At 71.8% G+C, this 25,285-nt stretch carries 24 protein-coding genes and 3 pseudogenes; 10 read left to right on the top strand and 17 right to left on the bottom strand.

All coding sequences use genetic code 11. The features are described 5' to 3' along the window. The first annotated feature begins 2 nt into the window (after nt 1-2). Both QQY66_RS03805 and QQY66_RS03800 read left to right on the top strand, forming a co-directional pair. Entirely contained in the window at nt 3-731 is a 729-nt protein-coding gene (locus QQY66_RS03805) for a class I SAM-dependent methyltransferase (protein ID WP_301977585.1), read from the top strand. Nucleotides 732-791: 60 nt separating this feature from the next. Continuing rightward, nucleotides 792-1,586 (top strand): acyl-CoA thioesterase II, encoded by a 795-nt coding sequence (locus tag QQY66_RS03800; protein ID WP_301977584.1) that lies wholly within the window; start codon nt 792-794, stop codon nt 1,584-1,586. 292 nt (nt 1,587-1,878) lie between these two features. Here the strand turns inward: QQY66_RS03800 and QQY66_RS03795 are convergent. From QQY66_RS03795 to QQY66_RS03785, 3 genes and pseudogenes are all read right to left on the bottom strand, one after another. Next, nucleotides 1,879-2,654: pseudogene (locus tag QQY66_RS03795) on the bottom strand (GntR family transcriptional regulator). A 131-nt stretch (nt 2,655-2,785) separates the two neighbouring features. Then, a complete protein-coding gene (locus tag QQY66_RS03790) occupies nt 2,786-3,952 on the bottom strand; it encodes a serine hydrolase (protein WP_301977583.1) in 1,167 nt (388 codons plus the stop codon). A gap of 88 nt (nt 3,953-4,040) precedes the next feature. Then, complete coding sequence (locus tag QQY66_RS03785; protein WP_301977582.1) at nt 4,041-5,009, bottom strand: acetylxylan esterase; 969 nt, start codon at nt 5,007-5,009, stop codon at nt 4,041-4,043. Between the two features lie 103 nt (nt 5,010-5,112). Between QQY66_RS03785 and QQY66_RS03780 the strand changes: the two genes are divergently transcribed. After that, nucleotides 5,113-6,495 carry an 8-oxoguanine deaminase gene (locus QQY66_RS03780; protein WP_301977581.1) on the top strand — a complete coding sequence of 461 codons (1,383 nt, stop codon included), beginning with the start codon at nt 5,113-5,115 and terminating at the stop codon, nt 6,493-6,495. Between the two features lie 3 nt (nt 6,496-6,498). Here the strand turns inward: QQY66_RS03780 and QQY66_RS03775 are convergent, their stop codons facing one another. The 4 genes from QQY66_RS03775 to QQY66_RS03760 all read right to left on the bottom strand — a co-directional run bounded on the left by QQY66_RS03775 (nt 6,499) and on the right by QQY66_RS03760 (nt 9,062). After that, nucleotides 6,499-7,083 carry a hypothetical protein gene (locus tag QQY66_RS03775; RefSeq protein WP_301977580.1) on the bottom strand — a complete coding sequence of 195 codons (585 nt, stop codon included), beginning with the start codon at nt 7,081-7,083 and terminating at the stop codon, nt 6,499-6,501. A 90-nt stretch (nt 7,084-7,173) separates the two neighbouring features. After that, nucleotides 7,174-7,929 carry a ferredoxin reductase gene (locus QQY66_RS03770; RefSeq protein WP_301977579.1) on the bottom strand — a complete coding sequence of 252 codons (756 nt, stop codon included), beginning with the start codon at nt 7,927-7,929 and terminating at the stop codon, nt 7,174-7,176. Next, complete coding sequence (locus tag QQY66_RS03765) at nt 7,922-8,527, bottom strand: sulfite oxidase-like oxidoreductase (RefSeq protein ID WP_301977578.1); 606 nt, start codon at nt 8,525-8,527, stop codon at nt 7,922-7,924. The genes QQY66_RS03770 and QQY66_RS03765 overlap by 8 nt, the downstream gene beginning before the upstream one ends. A gap of 133 nt (nt 8,528-8,660) precedes the next feature. Further along, nucleotides 8,661-9,062 (bottom strand): MarR family winged helix-turn-helix transcriptional regulator, encoded by a 402-nt coding sequence (locus tag QQY66_RS03760; RefSeq protein WP_301987152.1) that lies wholly within the window; start codon nt 9,060-9,062, stop codon nt 8,661-8,663. 335 nt (nt 9,063-9,397) lie between these two features. Here QQY66_RS03760 and QQY66_RS03755 point away from each other — a divergent pair, with 335 nt between their 5' ends. Further along, a complete protein-coding gene (locus tag QQY66_RS03755) occupies nt 9,398-10,183 on the top strand; it encodes a putative protein N(5)-glutamine methyltransferase (RefSeq protein WP_301977576.1) in 786 nt (261 codons plus the stop codon). Between the two features lie 7 nt (nt 10,184-10,190). Here QQY66_RS03755 and QQY66_RS03750 read toward each other — a convergent pair whose 3' ends face one another. Together QQY66_RS03750 and QQY66_RS03745 are read right to left on the bottom strand one after the other, a co-directional pair. Next, complete coding sequence (locus tag QQY66_RS03750; protein ID WP_301977575.1) at nt 10,191-10,970, bottom strand: hypothetical protein; 780 nt, start codon at nt 10,968-10,970, stop codon at nt 10,191-10,193. A 145-nt stretch (nt 10,971-11,115) separates the two neighbouring features. After that, entirely contained in the window at nt 11,116-13,182 is a 2,067-nt protein-coding gene (locus QQY66_RS03745) for a SpoIIE family protein phosphatase (protein ID WP_301977574.1), read from the bottom strand. 309 nt (nt 13,183-13,491) lie between these two features. Here QQY66_RS03745 and QQY66_RS03740 point away from each other — a divergent pair, with 309 nt between their 5' ends. Both QQY66_RS03740 and QQY66_RS03735 read left to right on the top strand, forming a co-directional pair. Further along, complete coding sequence (locus QQY66_RS03740) at nt 13,492-14,367, top strand: hypothetical protein (RefSeq protein WP_301977573.1); 876 nt, start codon at nt 13,492-13,494, stop codon at nt 14,365-14,367. Between the two features lie 105 nt (nt 14,368-14,472). Continuing rightward, nucleotides 14,473-14,841, top strand: coding sequence for a hypothetical protein (locus QQY66_RS03735; RefSeq protein WP_301987150.1), 369 nt, complete (start codon nt 14,473-14,475; stop codon nt 14,839-14,841). 89 nt (nt 14,842-14,930) lie between these two features. Here the strand turns inward: QQY66_RS03735 and QQY66_RS03730 are convergent, their stop codons facing one another. Next, complete coding sequence (locus QQY66_RS03730; protein WP_301977572.1) at nt 14,931-15,464, bottom strand: hypothetical protein; 534 nt, start codon at nt 15,462-15,464, stop codon at nt 14,931-14,933. A gap of 263 nt (nt 15,465-15,727) precedes the next feature. Continuing rightward, nucleotides 15,728-16,723 (bottom strand): fibronectin type III domain-containing protein, encoded by a 996-nt coding sequence (locus QQY66_RS03725; RefSeq protein WP_301977571.1) that lies wholly within the window; start codon nt 16,721-16,723, stop codon nt 15,728-15,730. Between the two features lie 790 nt (nt 16,724-17,513). Between QQY66_RS03725 and QQY66_RS03720 the strand changes: the two genes are divergently transcribed. Continuing rightward, the gene (locus QQY66_RS03720) at nt 17,514-18,218 is read left to right on the top strand and encodes a glycoside hydrolase family 75 protein (protein WP_301977570.1); all 705 of its coding nucleotides are present in this window, start codon (nt 17,514-17,516) and stop codon (nt 18,216-18,218) included. Between the two features lie 70 nt (nt 18,219-18,288). Here the strand turns inward: QQY66_RS03720 and QQY66_RS03715 are convergent. Next, nucleotides 18,289-18,744: pseudogene (locus QQY66_RS03715) on the bottom strand (SDR family NAD(P)-dependent oxidoreductase); the annotation flags it as partial. Nucleotides 18,745-18,860: 116 nt separating this feature from the next. On the opposite strand from QQY66_RS03715, the pseudogene QQY66_RS03710 reads away from it, so the two are divergent. After that, nucleotides 18,861-19,160, top strand: a pseudogene (locus QQY66_RS03710) (TetR family transcriptional regulator); the annotation flags it as partial. A gap of 24 nt (nt 19,161-19,184) precedes the next feature. Here the strand turns inward: QQY66_RS03710 and QQY66_RS03705 are convergent. From QQY66_RS03705 to dhaK, 3 genes are read right to left on the bottom strand one after another with little or no spacing between them, the layout of a single operon-like run. Further along, nucleotides 19,185-19,595 (bottom strand): PTS-dependent dihydroxyacetone kinase phosphotransferase subunit DhaM, encoded by a 411-nt coding sequence (locus tag QQY66_RS03705; protein ID WP_301987149.1) that lies wholly within the window; start codon nt 19,593-19,595, stop codon nt 19,185-19,187. After that, nucleotides 19,588-20,187, bottom strand: a complete 600-nt coding sequence (gene dhaL / locus QQY66_RS03700) for a dihydroxyacetone kinase subunit DhaL (RefSeq protein WP_301977569.1) — start codon at nt 20,185-20,187, stop codon at nt 19,588-19,590. Before dhaL ends, QQY66_RS03705 begins: the two co-directional genes overlap by 8 nt. Before the next feature lie 47 nt (nt 20,188-20,234). Next, nucleotides 20,235-21,227 (bottom strand): dihydroxyacetone kinase subunit DhaK, encoded by a 993-nt coding sequence (dhaK, locus tag QQY66_RS03695; protein ID WP_301977568.1) that lies wholly within the window; start codon nt 21,225-21,227, stop codon nt 20,235-20,237. Nucleotides 21,228-21,459: 232 nt separating this feature from the next. On the opposite strand from dhaK, the gene QQY66_RS03690 reads away from it, so the two are divergent. Further along, nucleotides 21,460-21,669, top strand: a complete 210-nt coding sequence (locus tag QQY66_RS03690) for a hypothetical protein (RefSeq protein WP_301977567.1) — start codon at nt 21,460-21,462, stop codon at nt 21,667-21,669. Here the strand turns inward: QQY66_RS03690 and QQY66_RS03685 are convergent, their stop codons facing one another. After that, nucleotides 21,670-22,557, bottom strand: a complete 888-nt coding sequence (locus QQY66_RS03685) for a PaaX family transcriptional regulator C-terminal domain-containing protein (RefSeq protein ID WP_301977566.1) — start codon at nt 22,555-22,557, stop codon at nt 21,670-21,672. A gap of 49 nt (nt 22,558-22,606) precedes the next feature. Continuing rightward, the gene (locus tag QQY66_RS03680) at nt 22,607-23,986 is read right to left on the bottom strand and encodes a S9 family peptidase (RefSeq protein WP_301987147.1); all 1,380 of its coding nucleotides are present in this window, start codon (nt 23,984-23,986) and stop codon (nt 22,607-22,609) included. 313 nt (nt 23,987-24,299) lie between these two features. Here QQY66_RS03680 and QQY66_RS03675 point away from each other — a divergent pair, with 313 nt between their 5' ends. Then, nucleotides 24,300-25,277, top strand: coding sequence for an ABC transporter substrate-binding protein (locus QQY66_RS03675; protein ID WP_301977565.1), 978 nt, complete (start codon nt 24,300-24,302; stop codon nt 25,275-25,277). Nucleotides 25,278-25,285 lie beyond the last annotated feature (8 nt).

Genomic DNA, 25,285 nt, shown 5'->3' with positions numbered 1-25,285 from the left:
GAATGTTCAGCCCCGAAGGCCCCAGTCTCCGCGAACTCGCCGTCCAGGCGCTGTCGTCCGTCGAGCGCGGCTACGACCTGCTCGCCCCGAAATTCGACCACACCCCTTTCCGGACCCCGGATTCGGTGCTCGACGCGGTCGCGCGGGCGCTGGACCGGATCGGTCCCTTCGATGCCGGGCTCGACCTGTGCTGCGGCACCGGAGCGGGCGTCGGCGTACTGACGCGGGTGTGCCGGAAGAGCGTCACCGGGGTCGACTTCAGCGCCGGGATGCTCGCCGTGGCGCGGGAGCGGACGCGGACGGAGGGGCCGCGGGTCGACTGGGTCCGCGCGGACGCTCGTGCCCTGCCCTTCGCCCCGGCCTTCGATCTTGTCGTGAGCTTCGGGGCGTTCGGGCATTTCCTCCCCCGTGAGCTGCCCGGACTGTTCGCTCAGGTCCACTCCGTGCTGCGGCCGGGCGGCTGTTTCGTGTTCCCGGTGGTCGCGCCGCCGCGGCCCACTTCCCCCGTCTACTGGATGCTGCTGGGTTTCGACGTGGTGATGCGGGTGCGCAACGCTGTGTGGCGCCCGCCGTTCGTCATGTACTACCGCGCCTTCCGGCTCGGGGACGTACGGAGGGAGCTGGGGGATGCGGGATTCGACGTCGATCTGCACGCGCTGCCGGAGTTCGGGCAGCTGCCGGACGGCAGCCCGCGTGTGCGGATGGTCGTGGCGCACCGCCGGGCGGCCTAGTGGGTTGGATTTTCCAATCTAAGGGTTTGTTTTTCAAACTCACCTGGTTAGGGTGAGGGCGTGACTACGACGACCGACGACGACGTCCGCATCGACCCCCTGTGGTGGTCCTGGGAGGGAGCGCACGGCGGCCACGTCGCGGCCGTCGCCCTCGCCGCCGTACTCGACAGATTCACCGGCGGAGCTCAGCCGGTCCGCACCCTGACCACGCACTTCCTGGCCCCCGTCGACACCAGCCCGCTGCACTTCTCCGGCACCGCGCCCGCGGCCGGGCGGCGGACCGCCACCTGCGTCTTCACCGGCCACCAGGGCGGGCAGCCGGTCCTCCTCGGCTCGGCGCTGTTCGGCCCGGGGCGCGAGGGGCCGTCGTGCGAGGGACAGCCCGCCCCTGACGTGCCGGGTCCGGACGACTGCCCTCAGGTCGAACTCCCCGGCCATCTCGCCCCGTTCGCCCAGCAACTGGAGATCCGCCCCGCCACCGCTGACCTCCCCCTCGCCGGAGGCGACAGGGCCGAACTCGTCGCCTGGGTGCGCTTCTCCGACCACCGGCCACTGGACGCGGCGGCTGTCCTCACCCTCACCGACGTGCTGCCGCCCGCGCTCTACGCGCGCTGGCGCACGCCCCGGCCCGTGCCGACGGCCGAACTGACCGTCCACTTCACCGACGCCCTCGACCAGGGCGCCACGGAGGGCTGGGCCCTGGTCCGCATCCGCACCGACCACGCGGGCGCCGGCTGGGCGGTCGGCGACGGCGCGGTCTGGTCGGCGGACGGCCGGCTGCTGGCGCTGGGCCGACAGTCGCGCGTGGTCCGAGGGGCCACCGGCTCCAAGGGGGGCCGCGAGGAGCGGCGCTGATCGCCTTGGTTGCTGATCCTGCGGAGCACAGGTGCCGGGCCGCGCCGCGCCCAGCTGTGTCGCTGCTCTGTGGTATGTCACATCGCAGTCCCGTGCCATCGCCTCGCCGCCCACGACCTCCCGCCCCCGCCGCGCGTCACTGCTCCGGCCCCTCGCTCACGCCCCCCGGCGCCAGCCTCAGCGCCGCGCCCCGCCCCAGTTCCTGACCCGCGCGCACCGCGTCGGTGAAGCGGGCGTCGCCGAGGGCCGCGCGCAGGCCGCACCGACTTCGACTTCCGGCGCTCCGGTGCGGTCAGCCCGCCGCAGGCAGCGTGAACTCGTAGACGAGGGCGTCCTGGTGGGCGTCCACGACGAGGCCGGTGATCTCCAGCGGCCGGGCGTACTGGTCGCGCACCTGCCGCGTGACCCGGACCGAGGGCGTGTCCGGGAGGCGGGTGATGGAGTCCCGGTGGTGCAGGGTCAGTCCCGCCTGGCGCATCCAGTCGTAGACCCGCCTCAGCTGTGCCGCGGCGGCGCCGTCGGCCCGGTCGCGGTGGGGGTACCTCCCACGCCCTTAAGGCAGTGGGGGAGCCCCAGTTCCTCCACTTCGGTGAGGGCCACGGCGGAGAACGACGTCACGGCCGTACGTCGTCCGTGGCCGTCGGCGGTGGTGGACTCGTAGCGGTGGACGAGCGTCGGCCGGTGCGGGGCGAGCCCCAGGGCCGTGGCGTGTTCCGGCGGGGGAGCCTCCCAGGTGACGGTGGCCCGGCCGACGGCGGCCGGATCGGTGGTCCGGGCGCCGACCGGGAAGGCGAGCGAGGGCGGGCTCCCGACCGGCGGGCCGGGCAGCGCCGCGTGGCTGCCCCGGCGGTCGGTGGCGACCAGGCCGCTCCGGCGGAGCACCTCCAGCGCCTGCCGTACGGTCTCCCTGCTGACGCCGAAGTGCCCGGCCAACTGCCGCTCCCCGGGCAGCCGTTCGCCGGGCGGGACGGTGCCGTCGCGCAGCTCGCCGAGCAACTCCGTCGCGATGCGCCAGTAGAGGGGCTGTCCTTCGGCGAGCGGATGGTCATGGTGGGTGGTGCGGGCCATGCCGCGCCTCCTGTGTGGTGACGTACCGTAGCCGTGCGGGCTCGTTGCGCCACCACATCCAGCATTGGTCTAAACCAGCAGGGAAGGGGCGCCCGCCGGTTCGGCCGAAATCCGCTCGCTCCGACGCCGTCTCACAACGCGCTGTACAGGGCGTCGATCAGGGCCATCTTCCGTGGGTCGTCGGCTATATGGGGCCCCATCCGGTTCATCACATAGCCCAGCGACACCCCCGCCTCCGGGTCGGCGAGACCGCAGGAGCCGCCGAAGCCGTCATGTCCGAAAGCCCGCGGATTCGGCCCGTACGAGCCGTTCGGCCCACTGAGCCAGAGGCCGAGCCCGATCTCGGTCTCCTGCTCGAACCCGGCGCCGAGCACCAGATCCCGGCACCTGCCCTGCCCCTCGCGCACGCGCTCGGCCGCCTCGGGGGACAGGACGCGGTGGCCGTCGTGGGCGCCCGGGCCCACGAAGATCCCGTACAGCGCGGCGACCGCGCGTGCGGTGCCGTGGCCGTTCACGGCGGGGAGTTCCGCGGCCCGCCACGCGGGCGTGTTGGCCTCGGTCGCGCCGACCAGGGGGTTGGCCAGCGAGGCGAGCGCCTCCGGCGCCAACTGGCTGAAGATCGCGGCCTGTTCACTGCTCGACGCGGTCGGCGGATGCACCAGCTCGGCCGCCCGACCCGCCTCCTTCTCCGGCAGCCCGACGGTGAAGTCGATGCCGAGCGGCCCGGTCACCTCCCGCTCCAGGAACGCGCCGGGCAGCAGCCCCGAGACACGTCGCACCACCTCGCCGACCAGGAAGCCGTACGTCATCGCGTGATACCCGGACCGGGTCCCCGGCTCCCACCAGGGCTCCGTCGCCGCCAGCCGCCCGACGGTGAACTCCCAGTCGTACAACTGCTCCAGCGAGTGCGGCTCACGCAGACCGGACAGACCGGCGCGGTGCGACAACAGATGCCGTACGAGGACCTTGTCCTTGCCGGCCGCCGCGAACTCGGGCCAGTACGCGGCCACCGGTGCGTCCAGGTCGAGCAGCCCCCGGTCGGCGAGTATGTGCGCGCACAACGCCACCGGGCCCTTCGTCGTCGACCACACGTTGACCAGCGTGTCGCGCTCCCACGCGCGCGTGCGGGCCGCGTCGGCCCAGCCGCCCCACAGGTCCACCACGGCCCGGCCGTGCGCCGTGACGGCGACCGCGGCACCCAGCTCGCCCCGGTGCCGGAAGTTCTCCTCGAATGCGGTACGCACCGCCGTGAAGCGGGCGTCGCAGTGACCGTGAACCTGTGGCTCGTGCTCGGGCATGGCTCCTCCTTGGTCCGCCGAGCCCGGGCCGCGACGCTGCGACCCGGGCCCGATGAACGTACCGACTGGTCGGACCGGAGAGAAGAGGTCAGGCGTAGGACCGCAGCCAGCTCAGCTGCGCCGCCTGCTGGTAGGGCCCGCCGCCCTCGTGGTCGTTGAAGTCGTACACCTCGATCGCCTTGTCCTCGTGCGCCCAGGCGTTGAAGGCCGCGAAGACGGTGGACGGCGGGCACGTCTGATCCTCGAGGGCCGCCGAGAAGAGGGCGGGCGCGCTGCCGCGGGGCGCGAAGTGCACGGCGTCGAAGTAGGAGAGCGTGCGCAGGACGTCGGCGCCGCGGCCGCGGTGTGTCTTGAGGTAGTTGCCGATCTCGCGGTACGGGTTGCGGTCCGTCATGGTCGTCGCGCGCGGGAAGTCGCACAGGAACGGCACGTCCGGCGCCACCGCGGCGAGGTCCGGGATCAGCCCGCCGACGGCGAGGGTGATGCCGCCACCCTGACTGCCGCCCAGCGCGACGGTGCGAGCCGGGTCGGTCAGCGGGTGGGCACGGGCCGCCTCCACGGCACGCACACCGTCCGTGAACACCCGGCGGTAGTAGTAGTTCTCGGGCGCGTCGATACCGCGCGTCATGAACCCCGGGTAGGCGGGCGCGCCCGCCACCGGGTCCGCGGTGCCCCCGCCGCCGCCCCACGCGCTGCCCTGCCCGCGGGTGTCCATCACGAAGTGCGCCCGGCCCGTGGACGCCCACAGCAGATGCTCGTGCGGCAGACCGCGTCCGCCGCCGTAGCCCACGAACTCCACGACCACCGGCACCGGCGCGTCGGTCCCCGCGGGCAGCGTCAGCCAGCCCTTCACCGGGTGACCGCCGAACCCGGCGAACGTCACGTCGTACACCTGCACCGTCGTCAGCCCCGTGTCGACCGGCTCGAAGCGGGCGTCCAGATCGTGCTCGCGCGTCTCCTGCAGGGTCTTCGACCAGAACGCGTCGAAGTCCTCGGGTTCCACGGAGGCGCTGCGGTAGACGCGAAGCTCCTCCAGGGAGAGGTCGAACAGGGCCATGGACAACCACCTTTGCGAAGAGGGGCGTGCGAGTGATCACACCGTACGTGGGTGGTCGGACGACTGACCAGATCTCTGTCCGGCCGGCGCCTACCATGAGGCCATGTCGCTCGCCGATGATCCGCCGGTCCAGGACGCCGAACTGCTGGTCAGGGACGCCGAACTGCTCGTCGTGGACGGGGACCTGGAGATCCCGGGCGGCTGGGTGGCCGTCAAGGGTGGTCGGGTCACCGGGGTGGGTGCCCCGGGAACGGAACCCGAGACCCGTACGACCGTCTCCGCGGCCGGACGGCTCGTCACCCCGGGTCTGATCAACACGCACCACCACATCTACCAGAACCTCACCCGCTCCTACGCGCCCGCCGTGAACGGCTCCCTGTTCGACTGGCTGACCACGCTCTATCCCCTCTGGTCCGGCCTCGACGAGGAAGCCGCGTATGTGTCGGCGTACGTCGGGATGGCCGAACTGCTCATGGGCGGCTGCACCACCTCCTCCGACCACCTCTACGTCCATCCGCGCCCGCGTCTCGTCGACGCCGAGATCCGCGCCGCCCGGGACATCGGCTTCCGCTTCCATGCGACACGCGGCTCGATGACACGCTCCGTGGAGGACGGGGGACTGCCGCCGAGGAGCGTCACGCAGACCACCGACGAGGTGCTCGCCGACAGCGAGCGGCTGATCAGGGCGCACCACGATCCGGCGCCGGGCGCGCTGGTGCGGGTCGCGCTCGCGCCCTGCTCGCCGTTCTCGGTGACCAAGGAGCTGATGACGGCCACCGCCGAACTGGCCGAGCGGCACGACGTACGGCTGCACACCCATCTCGCCGAGGACCACGACGAGGACATCTACTGCCTGGAGACCTACGGCTGCCGGCCCGTGGAGTACTTCGAGGACACCGGCTGGATGAGCGACCGCACCTGGGTCGCGCACTGCATCTACCCGAACGGCGACGAACTGCGCCGCCTCGCCGCCGCGGGCGTCGGCGTGGCGCACTGTCCCAGCTCCAACATGCTCATCGGCGGCGGCACCGCGCGAGTGCGCGAGATGCGCGAGCTCGGCCTGCCCGTCGGCATCGGCTGCGACGGCTCCGCCTCCACCGATCATGCCTCCCTGTGGATGGAGACCAGGGCGGCGCTGCTGCTGGGCCGCTACCGGGGCGGGCCCGGGGCGATGACTGCGCGGGACGCCCTCGACATCGCCACCCGCGGCTCGGCACGCTGTCTGGGGCGCGCCGACGAGCTGGGGCAGCTGCGGCCAGGGGCCTGCGCCGACCTGGTCGTCTGGGACCTGCACGAGGTGGCACTGGCCGGAGCGCTCAGTGACCCCGTGGAGGCATGGCTGCGCTGCGGACCCGCGCGGGCCTGGACCACGGTCGTCGGCGGCCGGATCCTCGTCGACCGGGGCGAGCCGGTCCTGCCGGGGCTGACGGACGCGCTGCGCGACCACGGGCGCATCGCGCGCCGCATGCAGGAGCGACGGGCGTAGCGGTCAGGCCCAGCGACGCGTCCACTCCGGTTCCGTACGGGCCCACTCCCGTTCCCACTCGGCCAGGCGGTGGTGCATGGCCACATGGCGTACGACCACATGTCCGAGGAGCACCACGCCGACCGCGCCGCCTGTGGCGCACAGGCCCATGGCGAGTGTGTGCTGCCACACCGCGAAGCTGTCCGGTGGCGGGGCGACGCTGCGGCCCCGGGAGTCGAACCACACGTGGACCGTCTGACCGGGACGGCTGCCCGGCGGCACGAACGCCCTGGCCGTACGCTCGCCCTGACCCGGCTCCGTCCAGCGCACGGTCACCTGGCGGGAGTACGCCCGGCCGTCCTGTGCCGTCGGCAAGGAGCCGGAGGCGGCGCCGACCACCTCGGCCCGCACCTGGCGGTGGTCGGCGCGCTGGGCCGCCGCCGCGTCCCCTGCCTCGCCATGAGCCCACCATGCCGCAGCCGCCCCGGCCAGCGGCGCGCCCACGAACAGCAGGACGGCGACCACCAGCACCGTCCACGCCTCCACGATGTCCGACCGGCGCCGCAGCGGGCTGGGCCGCCAGCGCCAGCCGCGTACCCGCGTTCGCATGTCGACCTCCTCGCCGTCACGCGTACGAGTGCCCACATCGAGTGACCTAAGCGGGCCGACCCGGCCGCCGGCTGTGGAGACCGAAGCCGGTCAGCCGAAGCGCTCGATACGGATGCGGTCGACCGGCTGCCCTGCCGCGACGAGCAGCCGTGAGGCGTGCTCGGCGAACCCGTTGGAGCCGCACACATAGGCCTCCCACCCACCGGGAGGCCGGTCGGCCAGGAGCGGGGCCACATGTGCGGCCGCCATACGACCCACAGGTTCGCCAGGTGGCGCACTCCGCGTGAACACGGGCGTCGTCTCGGCGCCGTACTCCCGCCCGTAGATCAGCTCCTCGGGACTGCGCGCGGACACCAGCAGCCGCAGCGGCACGGACAGGCCCCGCGCCCGGTGGTGCCGCACCATCGACATCAGCGGTACGACGCCGGACCCCGCGCCGATCAGCAGTGCGGGCCGGTCGCCGGGCCAGGCGAAGAAGCCACTGAGCGGCCCGCGCACCTCGAGCCGGTCACCCGGCCGGGCCACGGTATGGAACCAGCCCGAGACCTCGCCGCCCTCGACGTGATCGAGGGTCAGCTCGATGTGCCCGGAGTCGTCGGGCGCGGACGCGAGGGAGTAGTGGCGCTGGGCCGCATAGCCGTCCCCGGCGGTCAGCCGCAGCATCAGGTGCTGGCCGGGGAGATGCCCCTGCCAGTCGGGCACGGCGAGCCGGAAGGTGGCGGCGTGCGGGGTCTCGCGGTGGATCTCGGTGATCGTGGCGGTCTGCCACACGGCGGCGGCCTGGTTGCTCACGGCGATCCGCCCGGGCACGGCGAAGCGCGTCGGGGGAGTGAAGGTCTCAGTCACCGGAGTACCGCTGCTCCTCCCAGGGGTTGCCGCGGGCGTGGTAGCCGTTCTGCTCCCAGAAGCCCGGCTCGTCGTGGTCGAAGAGCCGGATGCCCGCGATCCACTTGGCGCTCTTCCAGAAGTACAGATGCGGCACCAGCAGGCGCGCCGGACCACCGTGCTCGGGCGCGAGGGGCCGACCGTCGTACTCCCAGGCGATCCAGGCCCGCCCGCCGGTCAGGTCCGCGAGCGGCAGGTTCGTGGTGTATCCGGTGTGCGAGTAGGCGACGGCATGTGTGGCGGCCACATGTGGGCGCACCGTATTGAGGAAGGCGTCCAGCGAGACGCCGCCGAAGCGCACGCCGAACTTCGACCAGCTCGTCACGCAGTGGATGTCACCCTCGTACGCCGAGGACGGCAGTTCGTGAGCCTGCGCCCAGTTCCAGGTGCGGGGCTCCTCGACCAGGCCGTCGACACGGAAGGTCCAGTCGGCGGGCGCCAGTTCGGGAGTGACCTCCGCGGACAGGACGGGCCAGTCGTCGCCCGCGTCGTACTGGCCGGGCGGGAGTCCCGGGTCGTCGACGCGCGGGCGTCCGGTGAAGCCTCGGGTGACATTCATGCGGGTGCTGCCTCCAGGCCGCCGCGCGTGACGGCCCGTGGATCGGACGTGATGGGTGCTTACGCGGTCAACCGTACGTGGCCTGCGGACCTGGCCTCTCCCGGGGGCGGGCCCCGTCTTCGCCGACTTGGCCTCAGCGGTCCTCGGTACTCGCCCCGGACCACCCGTTGTACCGCACGAGATACGCAGCGAACCGCTCCAGATCGTCCGCCGGCCAGTGCGCGAGCCGTTCCCGGAACGCTGCCCGCCGACTCTCGGTGACCTGGGAGAGGATGTTCCGGCCGGCGGCCGTCAGGTGCAGTACCTGCACGCGGTGGTCCTCCGGGGCGAGGCGCCGCTCGATGAGCTCGGTCCGCTCGAGCGCGGCGACCTGGCGGCTGACGGTGGACTTGTCGAGGGCGTAGTGCGCGGCCAGGTCGGTGGCGCGGCAGCCGCCGCTCTCCTCCAGGTGCCGCAGCAGCGTGTACGACACCAGCGACAACTCGGGGTGCATACGGCCCGCCGAGGCCCGTGCGCGGCGGGCGAAGGCGGTCATCTCGCGCTGGATGGTCTCCACGGCCGTGTCCGCACCGGGCCCGCCGGCGCGGCCAACCGGCTCATCGGTCGCGTCGGCTGCGTTCACGGAACCTCCCTCGCCGTGCTGGTTGCATAGTACAACTTAGCGGCATTTCAGCAGCAGGGTGACAACTGCTCGCCGGATCCGGGTAATGTTGCCGTCCGGCCGCGGAGTGTCCCGGCCGTGACAGCCCGAGGAGGTGAGACCCATTACCGCTGTGTCAGCTCGGGTGCTCGCCCCTCGAACCGGCGCGGATCGCCGACGCTAGGTGACCGCGAGAGCGCCCTTCGGCTCCCGAAAGGCTCTCGGCTTTCATGCCACCTCTTTCCTCCCTGTCCTCGTACGACGCCGTCGTCGCCGCCCTGCGCGCCGCGGGCTGTGTCTTCGCCGAGGACGAGGCCCAGTTGATCCTGGGCGCGGCCCACGACACCGACGAACTGGCCGCCATGGTGCGCCGTCGCGCGGACGGCCTGCCTCTTGAACTCGTCCTAGGCTGGGCGGAGTTCCGCGGACTGCGGATCACGGTCGAACCCGGCGTCTTCGTGCCTCGCCGCCGTACCGAATTCCTCGTCGAACAGGCCCTGGCCCAGGCGCCGGCCGCCTCCGTCGTCGTCGACCTGTGCTGCGGTTCCGGCGCGGTCGGCGCTGCCCTCGCCGCCGCGCTCGGGCAAGTCGACCTGTACGCCGCCGACATCGACCCGGCGGCCGTGCGCTGCGCCCGCCGCAACATCGCCCCCCTCGGCGGACTCGTGCACGCGGGCGACCTGTTCGAGGCGCTGCCAGGTGAGCTGCGGGGCCGCGTCGACATCCTCGCGGCCAATGTGCCGTACGTCCCCACCGGCGAGGTCGGCCTGCTGCCCGCGGAGGCCCGCGACCACGAGCCGCTGGTCGCGCTGGACGGCGGCGCGGACGGACTGGACGTCCTGCGCCGCGTCGCCGCCGATGCGCCCCGATGGCTCGCGCCGGGCGGCTGTCTGCTGGTCGAGACGAGCCAGGCCCAGGCACCGGCAGCCGTCGCCGCCTTCGCCGACGGCGGTCTGACGGCCCGTCTGGCCGTGTCGGAGGAGTTGTACGCGAATGTCGTGATCGGCACGCTCTGACGCGGGGTCAGGTCGTGGCGCCGCTCTTCGAGGGCTCGGGGTCCTTCCCGTCAGGGTGGCCGGGGAACTTGAAGTGCCAGTTGCCCGGCCCCCAACCCTCCTCGTCGTCCTTGTCATCCCAACTGCCGGAGATGACACGGGCGGCGGTGCGGGTGTCGTCGCCGGAACGGGTACCGGCCAGGTACGCCGACTCGCCTTCCTTCAGCTCACCGGCCCCCGAGTCGGACGAGCCGTCGTGCCAGACAGTGGTGTCCTCGTCGACCGTCCAGGTCCACTCGGCCCCGTCCTCGCTCTTGACCGTGACCTGGTCGCCGTCCACGTTCTCGATGGTGCCCCACTGCCAGATGCGGACGACCCAGTCGCCGGTGTCGCGCTCCTTGACGGTCGCCTCGCCGTGCGCGGCCTCGCCGCCGAGGCCGAACCACATGCCGGGTCCGCGCCATGGGCGGCGGTCGTCGGGGGAGGAGGACTCCGAGGCGGTTCCGGTGGCGGCGGGCGTGGCGCCTTCGCTGGAACCCGAGGAGGTGGCGGCGTAGGCGACCGTGCCGCCGAGGGCCAGGACGACGACCGTCGCCGCGGCGGTCACGGCGCGGGCTCGCGCGGACCGGCGCTGCCACCGCGCACGCAGGGCCGCTCCCGGCGGTGTCCGCTCCGGCTCGGGGCCGCCCGGCCCCATGAGCACTTCCCGGTCCGGTCCGCGCTGCTCGGGAACCGTCGGCGGCTCGGTGGGCCGCTCGGGCGGCTCGCCGCCGCCGGCGGTGGGTTCCTGGTCCGGATTCTGCGTCACGGCTCGCTCCCCTCACAGAGGGCACCCGGCATCCGTATGCCATATCCGTCTGCCATGCCTTGCTGTGATTGTGGAATGCGGCCGGTAAGACGCAGGTAATCAGTTCCTGTGAATACGGACCATCTGTCCCGGCCGTCCCGTGCGGCTACGCCGGCTTCTGCGCACGAGCGATGAGGAGGGCCACGTCGTCGGAGTTGTCCGGCTGGTGCAGTGTGCGCAGGAGGAGGTCGCACAGCTCCTCCAGCGGGCGGTCGGGGCCGTCGAGCAGATCCAGCAGCGCGTCCAGCCGTTCGTCGAGCGGGTGTTGGCGGGTCTCGACCAGACCGTCGGTGTAGAACACCAGACGGTCGCCGGGTTCGAGGTCGACGGTCGTCGTGGAGAAGGCGACACCGCCCACGCCGAGCGGTGCCCCGGTGGGGAGTTCGAGCAGCTCCGGTGCGCGGCCCGCGCAGAGGCGGACCGGCGGCAGATGGCCGGCGTTGGCGATCCGGCACTGCCGCAGATGCGGGTCGTGGATGGCGTACTGGCAGGTCGCGATGGAGTGGTCCAGGCCCTGGGTGATCCGGTCGAGATGCTCCAGCAGCACCGACGGGTCGAGGTCGAGGGAGGCCAGCGTGTTCGTCGCGGTGCGCAGCCGGCCCATCGTCGCGGCGGCCGTGATGCCGCTGCCCATCACATCACCGACGACCAGCGCCGTCTTGCCGCCGTCCAGCGGGATGACGTCGAACCAGTCGCCGCCGACCTCGCTGGTGGCACCCGCGGGCTGATAGCGGGAGGCGACCTCGAGTCCGCCCGTCACCCGCGGATGACTGGGCAGCAGGCTGCGCTGCAGGGTCAGGGCGGTGTCCCGGGCACTCTGGTACCAGCGCGCGTTGTCGATCTGCACGGCCGCGCGGGCCGCCAGTTCGCGGGCGAGCAGCAGGTCGTCCTCGCTGAACGGCTGCGGATTACGGGTGCGTGTGAGGTCGAGGGCGCCGAGCACCTCGCCGCGTGCGATCAGCGGAACGGCCAGATAGGAGTGCACGCCTGCCCTGGCCAGCAGTTCCGCGGCGTCGGGTGAGCGGGCGATGCGCGACAGGTCCTCGTCCTTGACCTGCGCCACCATGACCGGCCGGCCGGTGCGTACGCACTCGGTGACCAGGCGGTCCGGACCGTACCGCGCGACCTGCCCGGGCGGGTCGGCCGCGCCGAGCGCCTCGGTGTCGTGCTCCGCCCGGACGGCCAGGGCGCGGATCACCGCCGCCTCGCTGGGGCCCAGGCTGCTGCGTCTGCCTTCCATCACGGCTTCGAGCAGGTCCACGGCGGCGACGTCGGCGAGTTCCGGCACGGCGACGTCGGCCAGCTCGCGGGCGGTGCGGTCCAGGTCCAGCGTGGTCCCGATCCGCGCGGAGGCGTCGGCGATGAGCGCCAGCCTTCGGCGCGCGGCCTCGGCCTCGACGCCCGCCCGGTACTGCTCGGTGATGTCCACGACCGACACGGCCACCCCCAGCACGTTCCCCAGGGCGTCCTCCAGCCGGTACATCGAGACCGACCAGGCGTGGTCCTCCTCGAGGTCCGCCGGGGTCCGGCCGAAGGTGGGCTGGTCGACGATCGGCATCCCGGTCTCCAGGACCTGGCGGGCGGCTTGCTCCACCGCCGCGGCGTCCACCCGCGGCAGCATCTCCTGGACCGTACGGCCGAGGTGCTCCTCGGCCCGCATGCCGTTGATCCGCTCCAGCGCCGGGTTGACCGAGACGTACTTCAAGTCCGTGTCCAGGACGGCCAGTCCGATGGGTGACTGCGCGACGATCCGCGTCGACAGCGCCACATCCCGCTCCAGCCCGCGCACGGTCTTCTGGTCGGCGGCGAGCCCGAGCGCGAAGAAGTCGCCCCGGTCGTCGAGGAGCCGCTGATTGCGGAACTCCACGAGCCGGGTGCCGCCGTCCTTGTGCCGTACCGGAAAGGCTCCCGCCCAGCCCTCACCGGTCTCCATGACGTCGGCGAACAGCTTGATGGCCAGCTCGGCGTGCTGCTCGTGCACCATCAGGCGGGACGCGTACTCCCCGAGGGCCTCCTGGGCGGAGTACCCGAACAACTCCTCGGCCTGCGGGCTCCACAGCACGATGCGCCCCTGGGCATCGAGCAGCACGGAGGCCACGCCCAGCACGTCGAGCAGCCCGCTCGGCCGCACCGGCCCGCCGCCCTCGGCCACTGCAGGCCCGGCTGCACCCATCGCACGCACCGCCTTCGTTCTGTGTCACGGCACGTCGTCCCCCCGTGCCGACTCCCCTTGTTCTACCGCGTTCAACCGCTTCTGTGATGCCACGGTCGCCCTCCTCCACCATCCCTCAACACGGCGGTGGCCGTCCGGTGAAGTCGACAGGAAGTGATCGGAGTCGTCAGGAAGTGATCCGCCCGCACTGGGCGATTCGTCGTCGAACGGACAACTCCTGTTCCCTTCATTGGTCTGTACATGACGACCGGGCGCACGCCACACTGTCCGCCGAGCGCCGCCCCGACCCCCCACCGAGGAGCCGTTCCCATGCGCCTGCCTGCTTGGCAACGTTGTCACGCCGCCCTGACCGGTGTCGTCGCCCTCGCCGCAGCCGTCGTCCTGTCCGCCGCCCCGCCCGCCTCCGCCGCGGACACCTGGACCGAGGTGGGGTCCGACCGCGCCGATCCGCTGACCGAGAGCCAGGGCCTGACCTCGGTCGAGGTGCCGGCGAACAGCCCCAACCGCTACACCGGCATCGGCACCATCCCCGCCGATGTGTCCAGCCGTGGCTGGAACCACGTCGGCGACCCGGACGCCTCGTACGACGGGCACTACATCGAGCCGTACCAGCGGGACTCGGGCAGTTCGAAGATGTTCCGGGTGCAGAAGCCGGACGGGAGCCGGGCGGAGTACGTCCACGCCCTCAGCCCCGGAGAGGCGCTCAACAACTCCTGGGTCGCGATCTCCCCCGACGGCCAGTGGATGCTGGCGGGCGAGTGGGGCACGATGACCCGGCTGCTGGTCTTCCCGACCCCGGGCGTCAACTCCAGTACCACGCCGTCGGCGAACCTCCCGCAGGCCTCCACCGTCAACCTCGACCACGCGGTACGCGACGTGCAGGGCTGCGACTTCTCCGGCCCGACAACCCTGCTGTGCTCCTCCGACGACCCCGCGGGCACGCTCTTCGGCATCACCAAGCCGCTGCTCCAGATCGACCTCTCCGCCGCACCGGGCGGGTCGGCGGACGTCTCCGGTCATGTCACGGCACTGCGCCGGCTGCCGCTGCGCAGCTCCTGCTCGGGCACGTTCGAGACGGAGGGCATCGACTACGACCGCCGTACGGGCACCCTGCGCGTGATCGTCCTCTCCCCGGGCTTCTGCGTGCTGACAGACAGCAAGACGTACCGGTTCACGCGGAGCTGACGGCCCGCCCGTGGTGCGCTGCGGCGAGATGGTGGTTTGCTGAAGGTGGGCGCGGACACTCGGGGCCCGCGCCACCGCAGCGCGGCCACGAGAGGAGCGGTCATGATGATCGGCGAGCGATCGCACCCGGAACACGTCTCGGTGGAGATCAGCGGATGCTCCAAGGACGACGCCCGCGTCGTGTTCGACACACTGTGCGCGTGCTTCGCGTCCGACCGGTGCGCCGATGACATACCGGAGGAGGCCTCGGACACCCGCCCGACCGTATGGCTCGGCACCTTCGACGTCGCCGACGCCCACGAGGGCGCCCGCCCTGCCCGGCTGCAGTCGTCCGTCGAGGCCGATGTGCAGGGCGGCTACTGGGCGGTCGACCGGTTCCGCGTCACCCTGGACTCCCTGTTCTCCGTGCACGAGGCCGCCGGTGCGTCCGGCGACCAGGAGAGGGAGCTTCATCTGCGGCTGGAGAACCGCTAACCGGACCCGGCTCAGGACGGTCGTACGTCCGCATGCCGACGGGCCGTCTCCCCGGCACCGGCCGGTGAGGCGGCCCGCGGCGTCCGCCGTCAGAGCCGGGAGGGACGCGAGCGGCGGCGCAGGTACCAGACGGTGGTGGCGATTCCGGTGCCCACCAGTGCACCGCCCGCTACCAGCGTGAGGGTGCCGTAGTCCGTGGTCCCGCCGCCCATGCCGCCCATGACTCCGCGGGACGGCGAGGCCGTGGCGGAGACCGTGGGTGTCGAGGCCGCCGAGACGATGACGGACTGGGTGCCCGCGGTGTTGTTGTTCGAGCACATGACGATGACGGTGTAGGTGCCGGGACTCACGCTGGACCAGGCGGCGCTCTGCTGAGTGTTCGTCCCGGACAGCGCCGCCTGCCGTCCCTGGGCGAAGTTCGCCTGGCTGCTGTTGAGGAGCGATGCGGTGCCCCAGCTGCCGTTGATCTGGGTGCACGCGCTGGTCGTGACGGAGACCGTGGACCCGCTGGTGCTCACGGAGATCCCAGAGACGGCGGCCGAACCCGCGGCCAGCGGAAGCGGAAGCGCGGCGGCGGCTGCCACGGTCAGGCCGGAGCGGAGGAGTAGCGATCTGTTGCGCATGTGGACTGCCCTCCGGCGGCACGGTTGGCGGTACATCCCTTGCGCCGCCGAGGTCGGGGAAACGCCCGTGCTGCCACAGGGACAGCCAACGTGCCCCCGGTCCGTCCCGCATCCGGACCGCCCCCGGTCAGGTGACGGACGCCTGCGCTCCGCGGGAAGTGCCGCGATTGGCCGTCGGTCGTCTGCGGGTCCGTTGTGGCTGGTCGCGCCCACGCGGCGGAGCCGCATATTGGTACAGCCCCGCGCCCCTTTGGGGGAGCTGCCTAGCCGCCGGTTGTCACTGTGCGCTCGGCCGAGAAGCCGCCCCAGGTGCCGTCCGGCAGCTTCGCGCGGATTCGTACGCGGTGGGTGACTCCGGCGTCGCGGCCCGCATAGAAGCTGTACGTCGCCTTCTCCCGCGGTGGGGTCCCGCCCCACACGAGCGAGGTGACCGGTTGCCCGTCGAGCCGGATCTGATACTCCGTGACCACGCCGTCCGTGAGGGGCGGGACCCAGGAGAGGTCGATGTAGTACGCCCCGTCGGCGCGGTGCGCCGCCGCGCGGAAGCCGGTCGGGGCCGTGCCGCGCCCGTCGTCGGTGCCCGGCGTCGTCGTGAGGTGGACGGTGCCGGCGGCCGGTGAGAGGTTGTCGGCCGCGTCGCGGGCGCGGACCGTGAACACATAGGGCGTGCCCGGCCGCAGCCCCGTCACCACGGTCGCCGTCTGGTTCCCGCCCACACTGTGGATCTTCGTGGTGCCCTGGTAGATGTCGTACGACACCACGTCCCGATCGTCCGTCGACGCGGACCAGGACAACTGGACGGCCCGGCTGCCGACCACCCGGCCGCTCGGACTCCCGGGGCCGGTCGGGGTCACCCGGTCCGCCGCCACCGCCCGCGGTGTCGTGGCCCGGACCGCACGGCTCTGCGGCCCGAGACGCCCCTCGGTGTCCCGGGCCCGCACGGTGAAGACATACATGGTGGACGGCCGGAGCCTGGTGACATCCACCATGTGCGCCGAACCAGGCACTTCCTTGACCTTCGTGGTGCCGCGATATACCTCGTACCGGCTGATGCCCTGGTCCGACGACACCGCGTTCCACATGACGTGCACACTGGTGGCGCTCCCCGCCTCGGCGGTGACGCTCACCGGAGCCCCCGGCAGCCGCTCACCCTCACCCTCACCGTCACCCGTCCCGCCCCATCCGCAGGACGTGACCAGGGGCAGCGCACAGAGCGCCAGGATCGGGAGCCGGGGAAGGGGAGCGGGAACGTGTCGCACGGCTCTGCCTCCAAGGGGCGGCATGACGCAATGGTCCGGACCAATATGATGCTAGTGGCGCGATCACATCAAGGGGTCGGTCGTTGGTGGCCGCCCGGCGGGGTTACGTATGCTGAAGCTCCTCACGGCTGAACTCCCCTTGCGGACTCGGGAGTTCATGCCGGTGGCGCGGAACGCTGTCGTCGCTGATCCCGCGCCGGCGCGGGCGGCCGGGTGGCCGGAGCCGATACGGGCCCGGCCGCCCGGCCCCGGTCGGATCTTCAGCGTGCTCTGGCAAGGCGCCCGGTACCTTCAGGCATCGGGAGGAATTGCTTCTTTGGACTGTTCTGACCTGGTGAGCGATAGTCCCCCAGTTCCGCGTTCGTCTCTCGGGTCCTGGCACCAGGCCCCTTTTCTCACAGGGAGTCAGGGCGGGAAGAGGATTCGTTGAGACCCGGCCGGGGAGGGGAGCGGACAACGCAACTGACGCAGTAAATACCGGATTTACTGCGGCAGTGGCGGAAGGGTGGGCGAGGCGTGACGATCGAACCCGGGTCGTACCCCTGTCCGCCGCTCCGTCGTCGTACACCGCGGCGGTCGAGCGGTACCTCTCCGGCGAGGGCATCGCGAAGTCCTCGCCAGTCGGGAGCATGAACGGAGCCGTCTCGGCTGAGTGAACAAGCTCGGTCGTCCTCGGCCGAGTAGTTGACAGACATGCGCCGTCCGGCCCTCCAATGCTGGACCCAAGATCGAAATGGCGCCAGATTGGGCCGGGCGACTCTCAGTGTCCCCGAGGAGAGGCCCTCTCACCGTGCGTGTCTCGTTCCTAGCCCTGGTCGCGGCCAGTTGCGCCGTGCTCGCTCCGACGGCGTACTCCGCGCCCCGTGCCGAACCCGCCGTCCGGGAAGGGCTGTCGGAGGTCTGGCGCGAGGGTGACGTCGGCGCCGCCGAGCTGCTGGCCAGGGTGCGGGACTGCGCCCCCGTGTCCAAGGGCCGCTATCGCAGCGATGCCGGCGCACCCGCGACCATTCCGGTGTGCGGCACTGAAGAAGCCGTCTTCTGGAAGGCCGACCTCGACATCGACTGCGACGGCCGGCCCGGTCTGCACTGCAACGCCCGGACCGACCCGCACTTCTCCGACGCCACCGCCTACCCGCAGTCCGACGGCAGCCCATTGGACGCCGAGAGCCTCCCGTACATCGTCGTGCCCGTGCCCAGTTCCCTCTGGGACCACCGTGCCCATGGCGTCGACGGCGGCGCGGTGGCCGCCGTGATCCACGGAGACAGGGTCCAGTACGCCGTCGTCGGCGACACCGGCCCGCACGACCTCATCGGCGAGGCGTCCTACGCCGCCGCCCGGGCCCTGGGCATCCACCCCGACCCGCACGGCGGCGGCACGGACTCCGAGGTCACCTACATCGTCTTCAAGGACAGCCGGGTGAAGCCCATCGAGGACAACGCCGGAGCCGTGCTCATCGGGGAGCGGCTGGCACGGCAGTTCGTGCGGGGGCGGTGAGGTGCAAGGTCCGGTTCATGCGGAGCGGTGAGCCGGAAGCGGCGGCTCGTGTCCGGACGCCGAGCGAAGGTCAGACCGCCGCCCATCCGTCGTCGACCGGGAGGTCACGCCATTGATGTTGCCGGCCGCGTCCGAGGCGAGGAAGACGATGGCGGCGGCCTGCTCCTCCGGCTGGGCCGGCTTGCCGACATTGACGAAGTGCGGGCCGAGCGCGGCCGGGCCGTGGGCGTTCTGATCGGCGTCCACCACGATGGCGGTCTGCGTGCCGCCCGGGGCGATGGCGTTCGCGCGGATGCCCTGCTCGCGGTGCATCACGGCGAGGGATTTCGTCAGCCCCACGATGCCGCGCTTCGACGCCGTATACGCGACGCCCGCCGCGCTGCCCCGCAGTCCGGCCCCGGAAGCCGTGTTCTCGACGGCGCCCCTGCCTGCCTTCAGCATGTGCGGTCCCGGCGTTGTTCACCACGACGTCCACCTCGCCGAAACGCTCCACGGCGGTCTCGGCCACTCGGTCGACGACGGCCTGAGCGCCCCCGGCGTTGAGGTCCGCTGCGGGAGTGGCGGCCCGGGCACTCTCTCGACCAGGTCTTCTCACCGGAACCGGCGACCGGCCACCGCCTCGTCGCCGGGCCGGACCGGGCCGCCCTCGGCGCGCTCGTCCGGCTGACCCGCACCGAACCGGGACTGCGCGCGGTCTGGCTCCAGACCTACGACGAGGCCGAGCCGGTGTTCGCCCGTGCCCTCGCCGAGCGGGCCGGGCCGGCCGTCGACCATCTGCGGCCGACGATCCAGGCGGCGATGTTCAACGCGGCCCTGCGCGTGGCCGTCGAGCGCTACGCCTGGCGCAGCGCCGAAGTGCGGATCGCCCCGGAGACGGCGGAGGCCGAGCTGCTGGCGACCGTGCGCTCGGCGCTCGCCGTCGTCGAAGAGAGGATCACGTAGGCCCAGTCAGAGCCCCAGGGTTGCTCACACCTTCCGATACGTGTACGCCTCCCCGGCCGCCGCCTCCACCGCCGCGAGGCCGGCCCCCGTCGCCGCCGTCACGACCGCGGCGACCGCGCCCTCGACGAAGGGAGCGTCCACGAGCCGTGTGCCGTCGGGGAGTTCGTCGCCCTCCGCGAGCAGGGCCTTGACCGTCAGCACCGCACTGCCGAGGTCGGTGAGGACGGCGACCCCGGCGCCCCGGTCCACGGACGCGGCCGCAGTGGCGATCAGTTCGGCGCTGGTGCCGAGTTCACCACTCTCGGTGCCGCCCGCGGGAGCGACGGGCACAGCCGTGCCGCCGCCCGCGAGCGCCTGCGCCAGCTCGGCCACCGACGCGGCGACCTGCGCGCTGTGCGACACCAGCACGATCCCGACGAGCTTGCTGTCACTCACCATTGGCCTCCGCGAGAGCCGCGATCAATAGCGCCGACGAGGTGGCGCCGGGATCCTGGTGCCCGATGCTGCGCTCACCGAGATAGCTCGCCCTGCCCTTGCGGGCCTGCAACGGCGTGGTCGCGAGCGCCCCTTGCTCGGCGGCGGCGCGTGCCGCGGCGAAGGAGTCGCCGAGGGCGTCCACGGCCGGCACCAGCGCGTCGATCATGGTCTTGTCACCGGGCGCGGCCCCGCCCAGCGTCATCACCGCGTCCACGCCGGTGCGCAGCGCAGCCGCGAACTCCTCCTCGCTCACCTCGGCCGCGTCCCCGAGCGCCTTGCCGGTGCGGCGCAGCAGCGTCCCGTACAGCGGCCCCGAAGCGCCGCCCACCGTCGAGATCAACTGCCGTCCGGCCAGGGTGAGGACGCCGCCGGGCGTGTCCGGGGCCTCCTTCTCCAGCGTGGCGGTCACCGCGGTGAACCCGCGCTGCAGATTGCTGCCGTGGTCGGCGTCCCCGATGGGCGAGTCGAGAGCGGTGAGCCGTTCCGCCTCGCGGTCGACGGACGCGGCCGTCGCCGTCATCCAGTGGCGGAAGAAATCGGCGTCGAGCACTGGATCTCCTTGCGTGGTAGGTGCGTTGGCTGCGTCCCGCGCCGGGCTCACATGCCCCAGCGCAGACCCGGCGTCTTCACCGGCGCGTCCCACAGCCCGAGCGTTTCCTCGTCGATCTGGCACAGGGTGACCGAGGCGCCGGCCATGTCGAGCGAGGTGACGTAGTTGCCGACGAGCGTGCGGGCGACAGCCACACCCCGCGCGGCGAGCACCCGCTGCACCTCCGCGTTGAAGCCGTACAGCTCGAGCAGTGGCGTCGCGCCCATGCCGTTGACCAGGACCAGGACGGGGTCACGGGGGTTGAGGTCCTCCAGGATCGCGTTCACGGCGAAGTCCGCGATCTCGCCGGACGTCATCATCGCCCGCCGCTCCCGGCCGGGCTCGCCGTGGATGCCGATGCCCAACTCCAGCTCGCCGGGCGGCAGATCGAAGGTGGGGCTGCCCTTGGCCGGGGTGGTGCAGGCGCTCAGCGCGACACCGAAGCTGCGGGAGTTCTCATTGACCTGCCGGGCGAGTGCCTCTACGCGCTCCAGCGGCATCCCCGCCTCGGCCGCCGCCCCCGCGATCTTCTCCACGAACAACGTGGCACCGGTGCCGCGACGCCCGGCCGTGTAGAGGCTGTCGGTGACCGCCACGTCGTCGTTGACGAGGACCTTCGCGACCTGGATGCCCTCGTCCTCGGCCAGTTCGGCCGCCATGTCGAAGTTGAGCACGTCACCCGTGTAGTTCTTCACGATGAACAGCACGCCCGCCCCGCTGTCCACGGCCGCCGCCGCGCGCACCATCTGGTCCGGCACCGGCGACGTGAACACCTCACCAGGACAGGCCGCCGAGAGCATCCCAGGGCCCACGAATCCGCCGTGCAGCGGCTCGTGCCCCGAACCGCCGCCGGAGATCAGGGCGACCTTCCCGGCGACGGGCGCGTCCCGCCGTACGATCACCCGGTTCTCCACGTCCACGGTCAGCTCGGGATGGGCGGCCGCCATGCCCCGCAAGGCGTCCGTGACCACGGTCTCCGGGACGTTGATCAACATCTTCATGGGAACCTCCTGGTGAGACTGGCAGGTGGGCGTCTGGCCAATGTTTTTGCTGGTCAGAGAGGGTAATGTCAGTTCTCGATCTTAGCGGTCCGGGTCCGTCGGAAGCGGGTTCCGGCGCTGTCTGCCGGTGATCCGTGGCGTTGTGGTCGCAGCCCCTGCTGTCGGCAGTATCGACCTTGCGACAGCGAAGGTCACGCGCGGCGGAGCAGGGGCCCGCAGGCGCGCCGATCGCGTGGTCTCCGCGCATGTGGCCGACGAGGCGGTGCAGCGCCGCAGGGGAATGGAACTTCCCGATGTTCGGGAGGAGTTGAGGCGGCGGATCGACGACACCCCGGCCGACGTCGAAGTGGTGGTCCGGCACTGGATCCTGAGCCCCTTCCGGGAGCGGCCGGCGAGGGCCTTCATGGACTGCCTGGCGCTGTGGGGTGTGGCCTCCTCCTGATCAGGACGTGTCCAGCGGAATGGTGTCCAGGATGGCGCAGGCCATCACGCGGGCCGGTGCCTCGGTCGCGGCGGCGACACGGCGGAAGGTCTCCTCGGCTCGCCGGGCGGGCCAGTCGGGCGGAAGATGCCGTCCGGGCAGCCGCGGATCGGTACGGATGATCCGTAGCCACTCGCTGACCAGCCGCAGCCGGGTCGCGATGGCGTCGTCGGTGCCCGGATCCGGAAGGGCGCTCCAGCGTCGGGTGAAGTCGGTGTAGCGGGCGGCGAGGGAGTCCAGGTCCCACGTGTCGCGGACCATGAGGCCGATGTCGGTCGCCTCGTCGGCGCGGGCGCGGAAGACCTTGACGTACGCGGACAGTTGGAGCTCGGTGATCACGTCGGACACGTCCATGCGGCCGGGGGCGATCCACAGACCGTTGTAGAGGGGGCCGAAGCCGGCCCAGGTGAGGCGTGAGCGGAGATCGTGGCGCCGGCGCTGCCAGGACTCGGGGAGGGAGAAGCCGATCAGTGTCCAGGTGCCGTCCCAGTCGTCGTTGACCGCGCTGGTCTCCCAGATCCGCCGGCCGCCGTCCTGCAGGATCTGGGTGGCGAGCGGGGTCAGGCCGAAGTACATGCGGCGCCCCTGCCGCCGGCGCACCAGCAGACCGCGGTTGACCATACGGGTGAGCGTGGAACGGACGGCCTGTTCGCCGACGCCGACCCGGGCGAGGACGTCGATGATGCTGCCCGAGTAGACGCAGAGCGGGCGCTCGTCCAGGGCGTGGTTGCCGAAGAAGGCGAGCAGAAGTGACTGCGGGCGCGCTGTGGAACTCCCCGGTCGGGCCGGGGAGTCGGGCGAGTCCGGCGGGTCCTGGAGGTCCCGTTGGGGCTCGGCGTTCACGTTCACCCGAGCAAGGGTACGGTCGCCGGACATGCGGCGAGCAGGCAGTGCGGCATCACCTGCGGGGCCTGTCGCACGGGTGGGACCGGTCGTAGGGGCGGGGGTAGGCGGCGGGCGCGTAGGAGACGTAACGCGCCGGGGATGCCGGGTCGGCCTCGGCCGCCCGCGCGTTGAGGTCGGTGGGGGTGGTTCCCGACCAGTGGCCGGTGCCGATGCGGGCCTCCAGGGTGTGCAGGGCGGCGATCTGCTCGCCGGGGCTGAAGGTGCAGTGGCCGGCGTTGTCGACGTACCGCTGCCGCAGCAGGGACGCCGATCCCCCGGCGCTCGCGGCGCGGGCGTAGGCGCTCTCGGCCTGCACCGGGATCAGGGCGTCACCGGTGGTGTGGATGGTGAGCTGGGGCTTGGTGAGGCGGCCGGTGAAGGTGCTGGTGCGGCTCATCCAGGCGACGGCGTTCGGATCGGCGCTGGTCCTCGGCGCCTCGTTGAGGGCGGCGAGGTCTGTTTTCAGGGTCAGCCCGGCCTTGGCGTAGAGCGCGGTGACCTCCTTGCGGTAGGGGGAGTGGCCGAGCATGGCGGTGTAGTCGACGTCGGTGTTCCACGACATGTTGCCGCCCGCGCGGGTCTCCGCCTCCTGCCGCCAGGCGAACGCGGGGAACCGAACGAGTCCGACGAGGGCCTGGTACTGGGCCGCCTGTCGGCTGTCCCAGTCGGTGGGAGCCGGGCGGGGCTGCGCGGGATCGTTCCAGCCGGGAATGTTGTGCAGGGCCGCGGCCAGCGCGATACGGGCCCGGCCGGCGGCCGTCTCCTGGGCCTTGCTGACGGCACCGGTCATGGCGTCGGCCTGCTCGGCCGCGACGGCCGGGCTCTCCAGGCCGGTGAGCCGGATCCCGGAGTCGGGCGCGAGCAGGGTCCTGAGGGCGAACACCGGGTCCAGGGTGCTGTTCCAGTTGGCGACACCGCCTTGGACCAGCCCGCACATGGAGAGCGAGCCGGCGATGCGTGCCGCGTGCCGCTCGGCGATCGTGGTGGTGACCAGCCCGCCGTAGGAGGTGCCCCAGGCGATGGTCCGCCGGGCATGTCCGAAGCGGGACGTGAACGCGTCGAGGGTGGCGAGCTGGTCGGGGACGGCGTCGGTCACCGCCCAGCCGTTCGTGGCGTACGAGGAACCGATCAGTGCGTAGCCCTGGTCCAGCAGCAGCTTCCTCGTGGCGTCGTCCGGGGCGTTGCGCGCCGGGTTCGGCGCGCCGACCGGGGTGTAGCCGTGGCTGTACAGCAGGACCGTGCCGTTCCATGTGGCGGGCATGTCCATGAGGTAGGCGGCGCCCGACGGCAGATGGCCCTCGACATGGGCGGCTTCCGCGGCCTGAGCGGCGGACGAGGCGAAGGGGGCGGCGAGCAGCAGTGCCGCGAGGGCCGTGAGCGTACGGGTCCGCATGCGGTGGTTCACGGGTCGGAACTCCTCGTCGTGGACGCGGTGATGCGAGGACGGAGATCGACAAATTCCCTCGGTCGGGGGGCCTGACACGGCGAAGGTAGGTGTGTAGATTGCGGGCGTCAAGAATATGCACAACATAAAGCTCCGGGGCTCCACCGGAGCCGCTCCGGTCCCGCAGGTCTCACCGCTCCAAGAGAAGCGCCGGCCGCTTTCACGCTTGTCGCCTTCACCGTTTTCGCCGCGCGGAATTCGCCGGCTCGCCCGTCCACTTCCCCCGCGCGGCACTCGTCTCGTTCTCCTCAAGGAGGAGCCCATGCAAAGGCGCATACTCGGGCTTGCCCTCGCCGCAGTGACCGTCGCCGGGGTCGCCGGGTGCGGCTCGTCGGACTCCGCAAGTTCCGCTGCCTCGCCCGCGGGTGACGGCAAGACCACGCAGGTCACGGTCGGTGTCATCCCGATCGTCGACGTGGCGCCGCTCTACCTCGGGCAGAAGCGGGGCTTCTTCGGCAGCCGGGGGATCGAACTGAAGATGGTGACCGCCCAGGGTGGCGCCGCGATCATCCCCGGAGTGGTGAGCGGGCAGTTCCAGTTCGGCTTCAGCAACACGACGTCACTGATGCTCGCTCAGACCAAGGGCGTTCCCGTCAAGTCCGTGGTCAACGGCGCCGCCTCCAACGGCAAGGTGGGCGCCGACGTCACCGCCGTCCTCGTCAAGAAGGACAGCTCGATCAAGTCGGCCAAGGACCTCGCCGGGCACACCGTCGCCGTCAACACCCTGCAGAACATCGGCGACACGACCGTCCGCGAATCGGTGCGCAAGGACGGCGGTGACCCCGCGGAGGTCAAGTTCGTCGAGATCCCCTTCGACCAGATGCCGGCCGCCCTGGACGGCGGACGCGTGGACGCCGCCTGGATGGGCGAGCCCGCCCAGACCATCGCCAAGGCCCAGGGCGCGCGGGCGGTGGCCTCGCCGTTCGCCGAGACGGACCCCAACCTCACCGTCGCGACCTACTTCACCTCGACGAAGATCGCGCAGCAGAACCCGGACCTGGTGAAGAAGTTCAACGAGGCGATGACCGAGTCGCTGAAGTACGCCTCCGAGCACCCCGACGAGGCACGCCAGATCCTCACCACCTACACCAAGATCAGCGGTGATGTGCTCACCAAGCTGACGCTGCCCAACTGGCCCGCCCAGGTCGACACCGCCTCCCTGGAGAAGCTGGCCGGACTCGGCGAGCAGGACGGCATCTTCGGCGGCAAGAAGCCGGACATCGGAGCGCTGTTCTCGTGACCACGACG

Source organism: Streptomyces sp. DG2A-72, assembly GCF_030499575.1.
Classification (GTDB): domain Bacteria; phylum Actinomycetota; class Actinomycetes; order Streptomycetales; family Streptomycetaceae; genus Streptomyces.
This window is presented reverse-complemented; position numbering and strand designations above follow the sequence as displayed.